This window comes from Sporolactobacillus kofuensis (assembly GCF_024125425.1).
Classification (GTDB): Bacteria; Bacillota; Bacilli; order Bacillales; family Sporolactobacillaceae; genus Sporolactobacillus; species Sporolactobacillus kofuensis.
On the sequence record NZ_JAMXWN010000017.1, the window covers coordinates 1 to 16,962 of the forward strand.

Genomic DNA, 16,962 nt, shown 5'->3' on the forward strand with positions numbered 1-16,962 from the left:
CGCTTGTTTTATTTAAAAAGATATGAAGAATGAAAAACACGTAGTTCTTGAAATGAGAACTACGTGTTTTTCATGTTTTTACGTGCATGAATCAAGGATGAAATGGAGTCAGTGAGAGAGTAAAATTAAATAATAGTTAATGGATTCATATCTGGTTCATATTGGGTAGGTAAACTGTAACGAGTTCATGCTATGTGATATGTATCCATGGTTGAAAATCTTGAAGTAGAGAATGGTTAAATAAGGATTGAAAGACTATTGAAAGAATGGAGTTGAGGAAATGGTTCGTCTGGCAAACTATATGAAGCCGTATCTATGGCCGGCAATTTTATCTGTACTCTTTGTGTTCTTGCAATCATTAGCGAATTTGTACCTACCAACGCTTATGTCGGATATTGTGGATACGGGTATTGTGAAAGGCGACATGCCGTACATTTATAAAATGGGGTTCTTGATGCTTCTTGTAACGCTCGTGGCCGGTATTCTTACGGTTGTTGCGAATTATTTGGCATCTAAGGTAGCGTCTGGCTTTGGGAGAGACGTTCGAAATACAATGTTTGCCCATATTGAGACATTTTCACTGAAGGAATTTGATCAAGTAGGGACCAGTTCACTGATCACAAGAACTACAAATGATATTGCACAAATTGAACAGGTCTATATGATGATCCTTAAGATGATGACAATGGCGCCACTGATGTGTGTCGGTGGTATTATCATGGCACTGTCAAAGGATGCCAAACTTTCACTGGTGCTTGTTGTTTCTCTTCCTTTGCTCATCGTATCGATTCTCATTCTTGCTAAGAAAGGGTTACCTTTCTTTAAAGTCATCCAAAAAAAAATGGATCGGCTTAATTTGATTTTACGCGAGGAACTGACGGGCATTCGTGTCATTCGTTCGTTTAATCGTACGAATCATGAATTGAAGCGGTTTGATGAAGCCAATAAAGACATTACACAAACATCAATAAGAATAAATCAGATTATGTCAACTGCTATGCCGCTGATGATGTTGATCATGAATTTATCTATGGTGGCAATTGTTTGGTTTGGTGGCCTACGAATTAATAGCGGGGCAATGCAGGTTGGGGATCTGATGGCATTCATTCAATACGCGATGCAAATTATGTTTTCGATACTTATGGGCGTGATGATGTTCATCATGATTCCAAGAGCACAGGTTTCGGCTTCACGTGTCAATGAGGTATTGGACATCCAACCGGATATTAAAGATATGAAATCCTCATCACTAGCAAGCAATGCCAATGAGAAACAAGGTGTGACTTTTAACGACGTGACGTTTCGCTATCCTGGAGCGGAGACACCGGCGCTGTCTCATCTTTCTTTCACCGCACGTCCTGGGGAAACGACGGCAATTATCGGAGGGACTGGTGCTGGGAAATCAACAGTGCTGAATATGATTCTGAGATATTTTGATGCAGTCAACGGCCGTGTTGAGGTGAATGGTGTCAATGTTAAGCAGCTTCCTCTTAACAAACTTCGTCAGATGATCGGGTATGTACCACAGAAGGCAGTATTGTTTACCGGATCGGTTTCAGATAATATTCGTTACGGTAATGAACAAGCGACGGATGAAGAAATTAGAGAGGCTGCGCGTATCGCACAGGCGGACGATTTTATTCGGGAAATGGACGAAGGTTATGATTCTGTCATTGCCCAAGGAGGTAAGAACGTATCTGGCGGCCAAAAGCAGCGGTTGGCCATTGCGCGTGCACTGGTACGCCATGCAGATGTTTACCTACTGGATGATAGTTTTTCAGCACTTGATTATCAGACGGATGCACGTTTGCGTGCTGAACTGAGCCAAGTGACTAAAGAAGCTGCATTAATTATCGTCGCCCAACGGGTAAGTACAGTGCTTCATGCCGACAAGATCATCGTCTTGGACGATGGCAAAAGTGTAGGAATGGGTACACATGATCAACTCATGAAATCATGCGCGGTTTACCAAGAAATTGTGGCTTCGCAGTTGGATAAGGAGGAGTTGGCATGAGCGAAAAAGGAAACCGCGGCTCTCATGGGGGATTTGGCCCGGGGCATATGCGCATGCCGGTCCAAAAGGCGAAAAATTTTAGAAAGACATTCCATCGATTGATGGGGTATTTGCGGCCTCATCTAGTCGTGTTGATAGCAGTATTTGTGACAGCCCTATTAAGTACCATTTTTACAATTATTGCTCCGAAACTGATGGGTAATGCCACGACCAAACTTTTCGAAGGCATGATGATGAAAATAAAGGGCGTCCCGGGTGCCCATATTGATTTTCATTATATTTGGGGCATTGTCGTTACGCTTGTTATTCTGTACGTATTGAGCTCGCTGTTCACATTCATCATGCAATATCTGATGAGTGGTGTAGCTCAGAAAATGGTTTATAACCTACGTAAACAAGTAAATGAAAAATTGTCACGGATGCCGGTTGACTATTACGATGCGCATCCATACGGAGATGTGTTGAGCCGGGCAGTTAATGACACGGAAAATATTAGTAACACTTTGCAGCAAAGTCTGACCGCTTCCATCACGTCTATTGTGACCTTAGTGGGAGTCATTGTGATGATGCTAACAATCAGCCCGCTGCTGACCTTAGTGCTCCTTGTGACCATACCGCTCAGTTTTATAGGAATTGGTCAGATTACGAAACGTTCTCAAGGTTATTTTAAACAGCAACAGGTGCAGATCGGACAAATAAACGGGCATGTGGAAGAAATGTTCACGGGCCATCAAGTGATAAAAGCATTCGGCAAGGAAACAGAATCGATTAACAAATTTAAAGAAATGAATGGGAAGCTGTACGATTCTGCATGGCGGGCACAATTTCTATCAGGAATTATGATGCCGATGATGATGTTTGTCGGCAATATTGGCTATGTATTGATTTCTGTTGTCGGGGGTATTTTGGTTGTTAAGCGTTCGATTGAAATAGGTGACATTCAGGCGTTCATTCAATATGCACGTCAATTTGGACAGCCGCTTAACCAGATCGCAAACATTTCTAATATTATTCAGTCGACAATTGCATCTGCAGAGCGTATTTTCGAGATTCTCGATGCGGAGGAGATCATGGATCCGGCTGATGCGAAGGTACTGGGAACGCCATCCGGACATGTTGTTTTTGATCATGTTTCCTTCCGTTATAAGGAAGACCAACCATTAATCGAAAATATGAATATTGATGTTAAGGCGGGGCAATCAGTTGCGATTGTTGGGCCAACAGGTGCCGGAAAGACGACATTAGTGAACTTGTTGATGCGTTTTTATGATTGTCGTTCAGGAAAAATTACCGTTGACGGCGTGGATACTCGTGAATTAAAACGGGAGCAACTACACAAACTGTTTGGCATGGTACTCCAGGATACATGGCTGTTCAAAGGCACCATACGGGAAAATATTGCCTACGGTCGTGAAGGAGCGACGGATGAAGAAATCATTCAGGCTGCAGAAGCAGCACACGCCAATCACTTTATACGCACGCTTCCGGATGGCTATGATACGGTATTAAATGAAGAAGGCACAAATATTTCACAAGGGCAGAAACAGTTGCTGACGATCGCACGGGCAATCCTTGCTGATCCTGTGCTATTAATTCTTGATGAAGCTACGAGTAGCGTAGATACACGAACAGAGGTACACATTCAGAGAGCGATGGATACCCTTATGAAGAACCGCACTAGTTTTGTCATTGCCCATCGTCTCTCAACAATTAAAGAAGCTGACCTGATTCTAGTCATGGACCATGGTCGCGTGATTGAGCAAGGAACGCATCATTCTTTGCTGGAAGATAAGGGATTTTATGCTGAACTTTACAATAGCCAGTTTGCAGAAGCGGCGGATAGACAGGAAATGAATTAATTAGTGATGATAGGCAATCGGGGATTCAACCGGTTGCTTTTCATTTTTTATCAAATCTCCATCGACTTTTTTTATTTTTTTGTTTTACTTTCCGCATAAGTATATTAAACTCTTTTAAAGTGGAGTAAAGAAAAAAGCGAGGCAGAGCAATGACAAAAAAGATTGTGTTTACCGGCGGTGGATCGGCAGGTCATGTCACACCGAATTTAGCGCTTATTGATGAATTAAAAGGTTGGCAGGTTACTTATATTGGCTCGAAGGATGGCATTGAGAAAAAATTAGTGCAGGCACATGGGGTTGACTATCGAGCAATTTCAAGCGGAAAGCTTCGCAGATATTTTGATATGAAGAATTTCAAGGATCCATTTAAGGTGCTCGCTGGCGTCATGCAAGCGTATCTAATGCTGAAGAAAATTAAGCCGGATGTGATTTTCTCTAAGGGCGGGTTTGTTTCGGTCCCTGTTGTAATTGGTGGTTGGTTGAATCACATTCCGGTTTACATTCATGAATCGGATATTACACCGGGCCTTGCCAATCGCATTGCGATTAAATTTGCAACGAAATTATTTGTTACGTTTGAAGAGGCTGCGGCCCATTTACCGAAAGATAAAGCCGTCTACACAGGTGCACCCATTCGAGACGTCTTATTCAAAGGCGATCGTAACAAAGGCTTGGACTTTCTGGGTTTCCAATCGGACAAACCGGTACTCTTAATTATGGGGGGAAGTCTTGGAGCAAAGAAAATCAACGAAGTGGTTCGGGAATCACTTCCTGACTTACTGAAGAAGTATCAGATTGTGCATCTGTGCGGGAAAGGCAATGTTGAACCAGCGCTTGAGTCAACGGAAGGTTATCGGCAATTCGACTACGTCGACAAGGAATTGCCGGACGTTATGGCTGCTGCTTCGATTATTTTGTCACGTGCGGGATCCAATGCGATTTTTGAATTTTTGGCGTTAAAGAAACCGATGATTTTGATTCCTCTGCCGCTTCGTGCAAGCCGCGGTGATCAGATCCTGAATGCGGAATCCTTTAAGAACAAAGGATTATGCGAAGTGCTGGAAAATGACACGCTAACCCCGGCACTACTACAGCAGACGATCGAAAATGTGTATAAAAATCGATATGACTATGTGGATCGTATGGAAGCAGCGCAAAATGCAACGCATGGCATTAAAAACATACTCAGTGAGCTTAAAAAATAAAAAGATGAGCGATAGGGGCAATAGTCCCGGTCGTTCATCTTTTTTTGACTGATAAGACTGTAGAGGATGATTTTTGGCTTAAAAGTAGTGAAGATACGCGACACCTTCGAGATCGCGAGCCAGGCGAGACCCCGTAGATTGCCTGTTCGAGGAGGTACATGGATCGCCCGCGGCAAACGAGCACGCGAAGCGCATGTGTGTGTCACTGAGGCAGATCTTTCTCACATGGCATTGTAAAAGCGGAAACAAAATGAGGGTGGGAACATCTCGTCCACAGACACAAGAAAAGCCCAAAAATCATACAGTGACAAAGGATAAGAATTTGAGAAATAGTTTGCTAGCTGTGATTGAATAGATTCTTAAGAACGGGAAATAATGAGACGAGAGGTGGTGAGCTGGAAATGTTGAATCACGCATCAAAGGAAGAGACATGCATAATCTGTGGGCACCAGAAAGCAGAAGGCATCCACATTTGTAATCAATTAATCTGTGATGATTGCCAGAAGAAGATTATTGAAACGGATGTGACGGATTGGAAGTACAAATTTTTTATGAATAAGTTGGCGAAACTTCAGGTGAAGCAGGAGAAGGTTATTTTTCATGCAGGATCAGGAGGAGAAGCAAGCAAGCGCTGAGGCTTCTCTTTTTGTTTTTCAAATCTTATTGACTAAGGTTGCTTAATTCTTCTTGAACAAGATTTGTAATTTACGTGAGGATTCTTTTTCTGCTAAACTGAAGGCAAAGGAAGGGCATTGTGACTATCTGGGGACAAGCTGACGTATAATTGTTTTCGAAAGCTGTCTGTTGGACCACATATGTCTTAGTCTAATGTTCGGGAGGCGGGGACAAATGCCTGCCAAATCAATCGTTCTATGGAAACATTGGTTGCTCTTTGTATGCCTGTGTCTTTCTATGCTCTTATCAGTATCTTTTTTAATGATGAGGTATCCAAGTCAAGATCCTGTACTTAATGTCGGCTTACCGTTCTTTTTCTCTTTCTTCTGCTTTGTACTCGGTTTCTACTTGTGGTACCTAAATAAGTCTGAACGTGGAGAACAGACGCTGATTCTCTTTCTTGCGGTATTTAGTCTCATATGGAACGCTTGGGATGTGGGCGGTTCCGGAATCATCTATCAAGTGGGGCAAAGTGTCTATCTACTTGCCAATTTATTTGGATTTATTCTCTGTATGGAGGTACTGACAAGTTATCTTAGATTTTGGACGATTGAATGGCTACCTCGTAGGTGGCTTAGATACATAGAGGGTACGGTTGTTCTGATCTCGATTCCCTTGGTCATTTGTATTAATTATGGACAAGCAGAAGCACGCGCTGCCGCAATGCTGCTCGTTGCAGCACTGATGGCCGTTATTCTTTTTCGAACAATCTATGTCTATCGTCGTCATCGTGAAGCAGTCTATAAATCTATGTTTCAGCTCCTTCTTGCTTGCTTGGTCATTGCTATCGTTCCGCATCTCGTTCGTTCTATACTTCCGGCTATTTTGCAAGATCGTTTTCTTTTTCATCCGGTTTCGGGTACCATTCTCTTGGTCTTGCCCTTAGCCTTATTTTATTTAATGATCTCTGATCGCTTTATAGATACTTCTTTTACAACAATTGGCATTGTGTATTGTGCACTAGTGGCGTTGATCCCGGCAATGATCCTAGGTATGGTCTTTCATGAAATGACAGAATGGGGCATCATTATCTCTAATCGTACAAATGTTGTGCGTTTTAGTGTTGTCGCTTTTGTTTCTATATTTGCGTTCTTATACATAAAGCAGTACTTGGATTTCTATCTGAGGAAAAGGCTGTACCCTAGGCAGCAGGATATACAGACGAGCCTCAATCGTCTCTTACAATGGATGAATGACGATTACGATTTAAATAATATAGGCCGGATCGTAAAAAGAGAGATGGAAGCTTGTCTGCCGGTAAAAGATGTTCGGCTTGCGTTGGTGGATAAAGAAGATACCTCTGATACATTGATGGTCATGAAGCCTGGTGAAAGCGTAGATCGAAGACCGGATCAGTTGCAGGATGAACTTGGAAAAATCATTAACGCAATGAACGGTTTCCGTATTTTATTGGCTGAAAGCAGACGAGGTAAAGTGGTGTTAGAAGGGCAATGGAAGATGCCGAGAAGGCGGCTCAACCCCGATGAACGTACATGGTTGGCTACGCTGGTCAGTTACACCCAGATGGTTATTGAGAATTTATCGAATACAAAGGACATGCTCGAGAAATTGGAAGAAACAGCCGTACAAAGTACATCGGTGCCACTAACCATTAAGAAGATGATGCTGCGTATTTCCGAACGTGAACGTTGGAAACTATCGCGAAGCCTGCATGATCGCAACATGCAAGATCAGCTGGATATTGCAAGACAACTTGACGCATGGGGATCCAGTACGGATCATTCGGAAACGAAGGCCATAATGGTTAGACTCCGCGAACAGATTCTGGATAGTGTGTATGTACTGCGCCAAGTGATCAATGATCTTCACCCGGAATTTATCTACCGCACAGGGCTAAGAAAAGCGCTTATGGAATTAATTGAAAAGGTTAATCTTCGTGCTGATTTTACATTACAGGCAACGATTGACGAAAAGTTGGATGGGTTTCAGCGAGAATGGGAAATGGCGGTATATAGAGTGGTTCAAGAATTGCTCAATAATGCGCAGAAGCATGCCCATGCGCGTTTGGTCACTTTGGCACTGACAACAACAAAGGATACCTTCGTCTTAAAGTATGCGGATGATGGTGTGGGGCTCAATGTCTCAAAAATTAGAAAATCTTTTGGAACGATGGGATTTCCCGGGATGATTGGACGCGTCGAAGGGCTTGGTGGAAACATCAAACTTCAATCAGGTCATCACGAGGGATTGAAAGTAACCATTCAGTGGACAAGAATAACCGCACAGGTCAATGAATCAAGGAAGGTGTGATTCGATGGATAAAGGAAAAAGGAAAAAATGGATGCGTTCATTGGTGCTTTTGATCGCATTGAGCTATTCGCTCGTCCTTGCAATCCATTTTATGATTGCCATCCTTGGCTCACCCTATGTCGGTATCTATACAGTAAATCAGCATAACAAAGTAAAGGTCAGCTTTGTTGCCCCTTACAGCTGGGCCGAATCTGCTGGTGTTAAAGTAGGGGACGTTGTTGTTGGCGTCAATGGCCAGCGGCCTGAAGAAGATCGAAATATTACCCACTTTGATATGGTTGGTCAAGCCAAATCCGTTGATCTAGAACGCGGATTATTAGAATTTCATCTGGATATTGATAATAGTGCCTCGAAACCGGCGTTACTTTTTTATCTGATCATCCCGCTTGCATTTTTCACGACCTGTTTTGTGGCTGTTCTCTTTTTATATGTACGCAAGGAAAGCAAACCTGTAGTACGCACACTCATTGCTTTATTAATCACGTTTAGCCCTGTACTCTTTGAAATGGCGGCGAATGCTCGTCACGACAGCTGGAGCTTGAGACTGACGAGTGTAGCGATTGTATTCACCATGATTTTCCTTACACAGTTCCTTCGAGACTATTTTTTGGACAGCGGCTTTTTGCTTGTATCCAACTGGCTGCTCGGATGCCTTTATTTGTGTGGATCATTAATTGTGATTAACAGCTGCTTCCTTATCAATCGAGAGGTTAGTGCTTACTATCTTCAGGAACTGTTTTTCTCGGTTTTTGTTTTTGGTTTGCTTTGTATTCAGCTCACCCGGCTTTATTATCAGATTCGGTTATCCTCAGAATACGGACGAGTCATCCACTATCTAATCGCAGGCTTTTTCTTTTCACTTGCACCGTTTATTCTTTTTTATGCGCTACCGAACATGTTCATTGGGACATCTCTGGCACCTGTGGAGTGGACCACACCTTGGATGATCTTACTCCCAATTACCCTTTGTTCTCTTGTGTTGTCCTCGGCGCTCATTGACATGACGTTTTATATTGGCCGACTTGGATACTATTGCGCAATGAGCTTTGTCATCACGATCATCATATTGCTTGGATTCCTCGGTTTGGTCCAGCGCCATTTGACAGAGAGCCCATTAGATATAGCGAAACTTGGTGCATTAACTTTTGTCCTCATTGTGCTCGTCTTCTATATTAAAGAATACACAGATTACAAGTTCAGAAACTATATCCATCCAAAGCGAGAAAGACATCAGGAATTATTAAATAGGTTCCTTCAGAAGTCAAAGACAGAGTATACACTGCGTCATGTCGAATTGATGCTACATCAAGCGATTCTTGATGAACTACCCGTTCAAGATGTTGCCCTTTTCCTTGTCAGTCGGGATGGAGAAGTTCATCGAATCAATCATCGGTTGGCAAAGTCGATGGGTGAGACCATTACTTTTGATCATGTGTTCGGTATGAAGAAGAGTGATCAAGGGTTCACGGCTGTATTAAGAGAAGAAGCTGATCAAAAAGTAGTGTTGGCGGGCGCATGGATGAAGCCGGGACGCGGCCTAAATTTAGATGAACGAATGTGGCTTGAGACATTGATCAACTATGCTCGAGTCGTTGTTGATAATTTGTATAAAATGGAGGGCTTAATGGCGGCATTTAATCATCTGGAGGCCGATCGCAAAAAAATTCCACAAGCAATGAATCGGTGGCTTTTTACGATTTCAGAGCGGGAACGCGCACATTTATCAAGAGATATGCATGATACCAATATTCAGGATCAACTGGCGATTGCGCGTGATATTGATCGGGTATTGAAAAAGCCGATGGATTCAGATACTGCAAATAAACTTTACTATATTCGCGAACGTATTCTAGATAATGCCGACGACATGCGTAAATTAATCAGGGGGTGGTATCCTGCTGAAATTTTTAAAGGAAAGCTCAATCAGTCGCTGAACATGTTGTTCCAGCGCGTCAATTTAACCGCTGATTTTCATTTGGAAACCGAGATCGAAAGGGCACCGATCGTGCTGACAAAAGAACGGGCATTATGTCTTTTTCGTTCAGTGCAGGAATTATTGCGTAATGCGATCAATCATGCTCAAGCGAATCAAGTCAGACTGTCTCTTTCATATCGGGATGGAAGTTGTCTGATTAACTATCAGGATGACGGGCAAGGGATGGACACCGATACGATTAATCCTTACTTTAGTACGTCCGGTATTCCGGGGTTAGTAAGCCGAGTAGAAGGTTTGGGCGGACGCATTCTATTCGATTCCATGCAGAAGGAATGGCGTGGCAGCGGTTTGTCCGTACACATTGAGCTGCCTTTCAAAGATAAGGGGTTGAGTATATGACATCAGTGCTCGTAATAGACGATCATGCCGTTGTTGCCAGTGGCACAAAGGCAGTGCTGCAGAATGCAGGTTTTGAGGTGGAGACTCAGTCGTCGGCAAAGAACATTCAATTGATTTTAAAGGAAACACATTATGATCTCTTTCTCATTGACTTAAATATGCCGGATATGGATGGTATGGCTGTATCTGATTTGATTCTTGATCAGGATCCGGATGCAAAAATTATTATCTATACAGGCTATGAGACGGAAATAGAGCCGTTGTTTGCATCAATGCTCAAACGAGGCATTTCCGGAGTTGTCAGCAAATCAGCTTCCATTGATTCCTTAATTGCCGCGCTGCATGCTGTTTTACGTGACGAAGTGCTTTTACCCATGTGGCTATTCCAGCGATTACGGGTGAACGACTCGGTACATACAGACGGGTCAAAAGTACATCTCAACCAAAATGAACGTGACATTCTTGCCGGAGTTGTCCATGGGGATACGAACCGTGAGATTGCGCAGAATCTCTTACTTGGTCAGCGAACAGTTGAAAAGTATCTGACGGGTATCTTTCAAAAGTTAGGTGTGCATTCCCGTGTTGAAGCGGCGGAAAAAGTGAATGAACTAGGTATTCATCTAGAAATAAGTAGAAATTAATGAATAGGAGACTTGGATAAGTGATCCATATGAGCAAGGAACACCAGTCCCTCTGGATACGATTTCCTTCTACTCTTGTTTGCTTACATTTCCCGCACTATTTTTGCGGGATCACGCATGATAAATGCGGGGCGATGCGGCCTGATTTGTACTAAGCTTGTATTAGGAATATCAGGGCGTGAGGAGGGGTAGAAGGATGAGTCATGTGCTGAATCCGACGATCTTCGAATTTTTTCTCACATATAGTGTATTCCTCTCGGTGAGCCTATTGTGGGAAAGGTATGTGAGAAAAACGCTGACGTATCATCGAGGTGTCTTTCTTTCCTTGCTCGTGGGCTATCTGCTCATTACGTTATTGCTGGCCGTACAACCGATGAGTCGTGTTGAACAGTCCCTAATCAGCCCGGGGGGGCCGTTTGTTAACCTTCAGCCATTCAGAGACATTATGCTGCAAACGCAAAGCGATCAAGGACATTGGCTACTGATGTGGAATAGTCTTTTGCCGGTTCCGTTTATTTTCTTTGTCGGATTTGCTTCGCACGGAAATCTTCGGCTCTCCGGTCTGATTGTCATTGGAATGACTGCCATACTGGTGGTCGAATGTGGTCTCTATTTCATGAACAATGTGCCTCACTTCCCAAAACACCTCTTTGATATCGATGCTCTGATTCTCAATTCTATTGGCGTACTCACAGGTTCAATTCTTTTCTTCTGTATGCAGAAAACACAATGGATGCAAGAATGTATATCGGAAACCATGTCTACAAGATAAAATCCTCATAGAGTAAACCTCTGAATCTTGATTCCCATTTTAATCAAATCATTCTCTTAGGAGATGAATCTACTTGAAAAAACCGGCCGGATATATTATAGGCGTTTTGCTTCTTTGTCTGAGTCTCGTTATCTATAATACCCAATCAGTTAATCATCTGTTTGCAATAGGATTGTTGATTGTCTCTTTGACCATTATTGGTATGACAGAACTTACGGTTAAGCTTGAAAAGAAGTAATCTCAGAATCAATATCCTTCCATCAAATCCATTTTTTCCACTCTTCTCATGTAATGAATCGTTCGGATTATTATTAGTGGTATCATCCATGACTATGCTAAAATGAAGGTATTAACGATCAAGGATGCTTAGACATGGATCAGAACAGAACGCCTATTTTTGACGGATTAGTAGACTATAATCGACAGCAGTTGTATTCCTTTCATGTCCCGGGGCATAAGGATGGGCTGATTTTCCCTGAAAAGGCAGCTGAGCTTTTTAAATCGATCTTATCGATAGATGCGACTGAAGTTGCTCATTTGGATGATCTCTATCATCCTGAGGGAATGTTGGGTGAAGCGGAATGCTTGTTGGCGGATTACTACAAGACGATCAAGAGCTATTTCCTTGTCGGCGGCTCAACGCTTGGCAATCTGACGATGGTCATGGCAACTTGTGCTCCCGGTGATGTTGTTTTTGTACAACGCGACAGTCATAAGTCCATTTTCAATGCATTAAAAATGGCGGGTGCACATCCTATTTTTATCGCGCCGGAGATCGATGCTGAGACAGGATTATCGATCGGCATGGACCCCGAGTCGCTTGCTCGGTGTCTCAAGCGGTGGCCGAAAGCTAAGGCACTTATTTTAACCTACCCGAATTACTATGGGATTGCCGCTCACTCCGTACGTCGGTTAATTGAACAAGGACAAGAGCATGGACTATTGATTCTGGTAGACGAAGCCCATGGACCGCATTTTAAAATGGGGACACCGATTCCGCCAAGCACACTGGATATGGGGGCGGACTTTGTTGTCCATTCAGCGCATAAGATGCTTCCTGCAATGACAATGGGTGCCTACCTTCACGTGAACTCATCGCGCGTCTCTTACGATAAAATTGCGTCGATTCGGGAAATGCTGCAAAGTTCGAGCCCATCTTATCCGATCATGGCTTCACTGGACTTAGCACGCTACTTTATGGCGACATTAACTAGGGAGCATTTGAGTCAGATGCTCGAGCAACGTGACCGGTTCGTTGAACAGCTTCAATCGGTACATGGATTGCAAGTTCTGCAAACAGATCCGAAGCGTTTCACGGTTGATCCTTTTAAAATCACCTTGACGCTGAACACTCAGGAAACCGGGTTTGATGTTCAGGAAAAATTGATCGCATCAGGACTTTATCCGGAAATGGCCGATCCAAGGCATGTGCTGCTCGTTCTAGGTTTGACCGATCAAATCCATTATGACAATGCTTATTTTCGGATAAGGCAAGTAGTGTCCGCTTGCACACCACGCGTTACTGAATACTCGGAGAAGCCACCATCTTTTCCAGCGAGCATCGAACTCTCAGATACATACCGCAATTTGTCAGGAATGCGTGTTGTTGAGGTGGATCAGTATCAGGCGATCGGGAAAATTTGTGCTGAACATGTGATCCCCTACCCACCAGGTATTCCTGTCATTATTCAAGGTGAATGCATTACAGCGCGCAACATCGAAATGATTCGCTACTGGCAGCGAGCCGGTGCCGCCTTTCAGAATGAAAGTAGTAATCACGAAAAAATTAAGATTTACCAGGCAGGAGTATCATAAGCATGGAACATAAAGGACTTTTCATTACGTTTGAGGGACCAGATGGTTCAGGAAAAACAACACAGATTCATCGACTGGCAAATGAACTGAGCCAGCGAAATCTCCCTTATCTGCTCACGCGTGAGCCAGGAGGTACGAAGATTAGTGATACGATTCGGGCGATTATCTTGAATCCTGAACATGCAGAGCTGACCGATGAGACGGAAATTTTGTTGTATGCTGCCTCACGAAGCCAGCATGTTTCCGAGAAAATCTTACCAGCGATAAAAGAGGGGAAAATTGTGCTCTGTGATCGTTTTGTTGACGCTTCGATTGCCTATCAGGGATACGGCCTTGGCCAGCCCATCGAAACGATCAAGCAAATTAATCGCTTTGCAACAGGCGGCTTGACGCCGGATCGGACCTACATGATTGACGTTTCTCCGGAAACAGGGCGTAGCAGAATGAAAAGCCGAACCGGCAACCCTGAGCAAGGAGTTACGCATTCAGCCACAGATCTTGATCGGATCGAAATGCGGGCGCTTGCCTATCATCAACAGGTGAGAGAAGGATTTTATGCGATCTATGAAGAAAATAAATCAAGAATATGTATGATTGATGGCGAGCAAGATCATGAACAGGTCTTTTCAGATATTCTCAAAGATTTAACTCATTTTATGAAACAGTAAGAAGTCGGACTTGTCTAATTCATTCAAAGTACGAAAGGATGATTGTGATGAAGTTGATTGTAGCTGTTATTCAGGACAAAGATAGCAATCTCTTGCAGCAGGCACTTGTTGATGCTGATTTTCACGCAACAAAGTTGGCGAGTACTGGCGGTTTTCTTCGCTCGGGTAATACAACGTTCATTATTGGTACGGAAGATCATCAAGTCGATGATTTACTTGAATTGATCCGACTGCACTGTCACAGCCGCAATCAGGTGATTTCTCCTATTTCTTCGCTTGATGCCAATACGGATGGATACATAATGCATCCTGTTGAGGTTGAGGTAGGCGGGGCGACTGTCTTTGTCCTAGATGTCGATCAATTTAAACACTTTTAACCATTCAAGGCTTGGAGGGGCGTTTCATGGCGATAAAAATTAATCAGCAGCCGAGCATCAGTGAATCGGTCGCCAAACGCGAGAGTTCTGTAGCGCAACCGCGTACAACCTTTGAGCGGACGCTCACCACTCAAAAAAGTGCGATGAAAACCGATGCATTGAAGGCGTTACTGAATAAAGTTGATGAACAAGCAAAACGCGTCTCTGTTTCGCGCACAATTCGGGATCTGCAAGTGTACAAGCAGTACGTACGTTCTTTTCTCCAAGAAGCAGTTCAAAATGGGCTCGGTACTTCTCAGTCTCGATCATGGCAGCAGGGCGGAACGCAGCAAACTTTAGTTAAGACTGTCGATCAGAAACTGATGACCTTGACGAATGATTTACTGGATAAGAATAAAAGCGAATTGAAACTACTTGATCAGCTGGATGAAATTCGTGGAATGCTAATCAATTTATATGTATAGATTTGGAGAATAATTTATCAGAGAGCGAGCGAACACAAGACATGAACTGGCAGGAGCTAAGCGAGCAACAGCAAACCGTGGCAAGGGTTCTTTCTCATGCCATGCAGAGAGAGGAACTGGCGCATGCATACTTGATGGAAGGTCCAAAGGGTACCGGAAAACGACAGACAGCATTGCTGGTCGCGCAAACACTATTTTGCACAGCTCCGACAGAGAAGAAACCATGTCTTGAATGCCGAAATTGCCGGCGTATCGCATCGGGTAACCATCCGGATGTGATTTGGGTAGCTCCTGAGGAAGGTGCTGCATCAATAAAAAAGGAACAAATCTCCTATTTGATGAAGGAGTTTTCCTATCGAAGTGTGGAATCTTCCCACAAAGTCTTCATTGTTGAACAGGCTGAGAAAATGACGGCCCAGGCGGAAAATAGTTTATTGAAATTTATAGAAGAACCTCATCCTGGAACACTAGCACTTCTTGTGACCGAGCATCTTCATCAGCTACTCGACACAATTATTTCCAGATGCCAAGTCCTTTCGTTTATTCCTTTATCTGATCAAGTTGTCGAAAAGCGTTTAATACAAGATGGTCTGCCGAAACAATTAGTGAAACTGGCCGCTGCACTTACGCATGACTATCAGGAAGGATCCCTTCTCTGTCAAGAGGCATGGTTTGCCGATGCGCGTTCTCAAGTGTTACAATTGGTGCAAAGACTTTTTAAGTCTTCAGATTCTGCATTGCCCTACGTTTATGAAAAATTCACTCCCAACTTTGATAACAATCAGAAAATGGCTGTTGGTTTGGACTTGTTGCTACTTTGGTTTCGAGATCTTTTGTCGCTTCATTTGAATCGGCAGGAAGAAATTGTCTATGAGGATCAGATTGATGGGCTTAAGGAGCAAATGCTCTCGCTTACATCGAATCAAGTGATTCGGGCCATGTCCTCAATTTTAGATGCCCGTAGACAGTTGGACGCACATGTCAATGGAGTTAGTGTTATGGAGCGACTTGTGATCAAGTTAGGAGGTTACTTTAAATGAATTATGATATTGTCGGCATTCGATTTAAGAAAGCCGGAAAAGTATATTATTTCGACCCGGAACAACTGTCTATTCCGGAGGATGCTCATGTCGTTGTGGAGACGACACGAGGTATTGAATGCGGGACGGTTGTGATTGGGAGAAAAACAGTTGATGAAGAGGATGTCGTTCTGCCATTAAAGAAAGTCGTGCGGATTGCGACGGAATCGGATGAATTGCAAGTGCGTAAGAATAAGGAAGACGCACAAGCTGCTATGGATATTTGTCTTCAGAAAATATACAATCACCACTTGGAAATGAAACTGGTGGATGTTGAATATACATTTGATCGCAATAAAATTATCTTTTACTTCACTGCAGATGGTCGTGTTGATTTCCGTGAGTTGGTCAAGGACTTGGCGGCTGTATTTAAAACGAGAATTGAACTGCGTCAGATTGGTGTTCGCGACGAAGCGAAAATGCTGGGTGGAATAGGCCCTTGTGGGCGTATGCTTTGCTGTTCAACATTCCTTGGCGACTTTGAGCCGGTGTCAATTAAAATGGCGAAAGATCAAAATCTGTCCTTGAATCCCGCAAAAATATCAGGGGTTTGCGGACGGCTGATGTGCTGTTTGAAATATGAGAACGATCAATATGAGTCAGCGAAAAAGTCTCTTCCGGATATTGGTCAGACGATCAATGTCAGTTATGGACCCGGACAAGTGGTTGGGTTGAATATATTGGAACATTTGGTTCAAGTTGAATTAAAGGATCAAAATAGAGTGGTTGAGTATACATTGGATGAGCTTATTGAAGAAGGGGTTATTTCTTCGGGAAGCCACTAAAT

The 16,962-nt window shown here is 43.3% G+C and carries 15 protein-coding genes; all 15 read left to right on the top strand.

The features are described from left to right. Positions 1–280 precede the first annotated feature (280 nt). On the top strand, positions 281–2,014 hold the full coding sequence (locus NIE32_RS12330; RefSeq protein ID WP_253077198.1) for an ABC transporter ATP-binding protein: 1,734 nt from the start codon (positions 281–283) through the stop codon (positions 2,012–2,014). Continuing rightward, complete coding sequence (locus tag NIE32_RS12335; RefSeq protein ID WP_253077199.1) at positions 2,011–3,873, top strand: ABC transporter ATP-binding protein; 1,863 nt, start codon at positions 2,011–2,013, stop codon at positions 3,871–3,873. Before NIE32_RS12330 ends, NIE32_RS12335 begins: the two co-directional genes overlap by 4 nt. A gap of 149 nt (positions 3,874–4,022) precedes the next feature. Further along, positions 4,023–5,078: an undecaprenyldiphospho-muramoylpentapeptide beta-N-acetylglucosaminyltransferase gene (murG, locus tag NIE32_RS12340; RefSeq protein WP_253077200.1), complete on the top strand. Its 1,056-nt coding sequence runs from the start codon at positions 4,023–4,025 to the stop codon at positions 5,076–5,078. A 401-nt stretch (positions 5,079–5,479) separates the two neighbouring features. Continuing rightward, complete coding sequence (locus NIE32_RS12345; protein ID WP_253077201.1) at positions 5,480–5,713, top strand: sigma factor G inhibitor Gin; 234 nt, start codon at positions 5,480–5,482, stop codon at positions 5,711–5,713. Positions 5,714–5,927: 214 nt separating this feature from the next. Then, positions 5,928–8,024: a sensor histidine kinase gene (locus tag NIE32_RS12350; RefSeq protein WP_253077202.1), complete on the top strand. Its 2,097-nt coding sequence runs from the start codon at positions 5,928–5,930 to the stop codon at positions 8,022–8,024. A 4-nt stretch (positions 8,025–8,028) separates the two neighbouring features. After that, positions 8,029–10,359 carry a sensor histidine kinase gene (locus NIE32_RS12355; protein WP_253077203.1) on the top strand — a complete coding sequence of 777 codons (2,331 nt, stop codon included), beginning with the start codon at positions 8,029–8,031 and terminating at the stop codon, positions 10,357–10,359. Further along, positions 10,356–11,000 (top strand): response regulator transcription factor, encoded by a 645-nt coding sequence (locus NIE32_RS12360; RefSeq protein ID WP_253077204.1) that lies wholly within the window; start codon positions 10,356–10,358, stop codon positions 10,998–11,000. The genes NIE32_RS12355 and NIE32_RS12360 overlap by 4 nt, the downstream gene beginning before the upstream one ends. Before the next feature lie 196 nt (positions 11,001–11,196). Then, positions 11,197–11,772, top strand: coding sequence for a VanZ family protein (locus tag NIE32_RS12365; protein WP_253077205.1), 576 nt, complete (start codon positions 11,197–11,199; stop codon positions 11,770–11,772). 73 nt (positions 11,773–11,845) lie between these two features. Next, positions 11,846–12,010, top strand: coding sequence for a hypothetical protein (locus NIE32_RS12370; RefSeq protein WP_253077206.1), 165 nt, complete (start codon positions 11,846–11,848; stop codon positions 12,008–12,010). 134 nt (positions 12,011–12,144) lie between these two features. Next, positions 12,145–13,587 (top strand): aminotransferase class I/II-fold pyridoxal phosphate-dependent enzyme, encoded by a 1,443-nt coding sequence (locus NIE32_RS12375; RefSeq protein ID WP_253077207.1) that lies wholly within the window; start codon positions 12,145–12,147, stop codon positions 13,585–13,587. Positions 13,588–13,589: 2 nt separating this feature from the next. Continuing rightward, the gene (gene tmk / locus NIE32_RS12380; RefSeq protein ID WP_253077208.1) at positions 13,590–14,255 is read left to right on the top strand and encodes a dTMP kinase; all 666 of its coding nucleotides are present in this window, start codon (positions 13,590–13,592) and stop codon (positions 14,253–14,255) included. Positions 14,256–14,302: 47 nt separating this feature from the next. Further along, complete coding sequence (gene darA / locus NIE32_RS12385; RefSeq protein ID WP_253077209.1) at positions 14,303–14,632, top strand: cyclic di-AMP receptor DarA; 330 nt, start codon at positions 14,303–14,305, stop codon at positions 14,630–14,632. 26 nt (positions 14,633–14,658) lie between these two features. Beyond that, positions 14,659–15,096 carry a YaaR family protein gene (locus NIE32_RS12390; protein WP_253077210.1) on the top strand — a complete coding sequence of 146 codons (438 nt, stop codon included), beginning with the start codon at positions 14,659–14,661 and terminating at the stop codon, positions 15,094–15,096. Between the two features lie 41 nt (positions 15,097–15,137). Further along, on the top strand, positions 15,138–16,136 hold the full coding sequence (holB, locus tag NIE32_RS12395) for a DNA polymerase III subunit delta' (protein ID WP_253077211.1): 999 nt from the start codon (positions 15,138–15,140) through the stop codon (positions 16,134–16,136). Next, positions 16,133–16,960, top strand: a complete 828-nt coding sequence (locus NIE32_RS12400) for a PSP1 domain-containing protein (RefSeq protein WP_253077212.1) — start codon at positions 16,133–16,135, stop codon at positions 16,958–16,960. The genes holB and NIE32_RS12400 overlap by 4 nt, the downstream gene beginning before the upstream one ends. Positions 16,961–16,962: the final 2 nt, after the last annotated feature.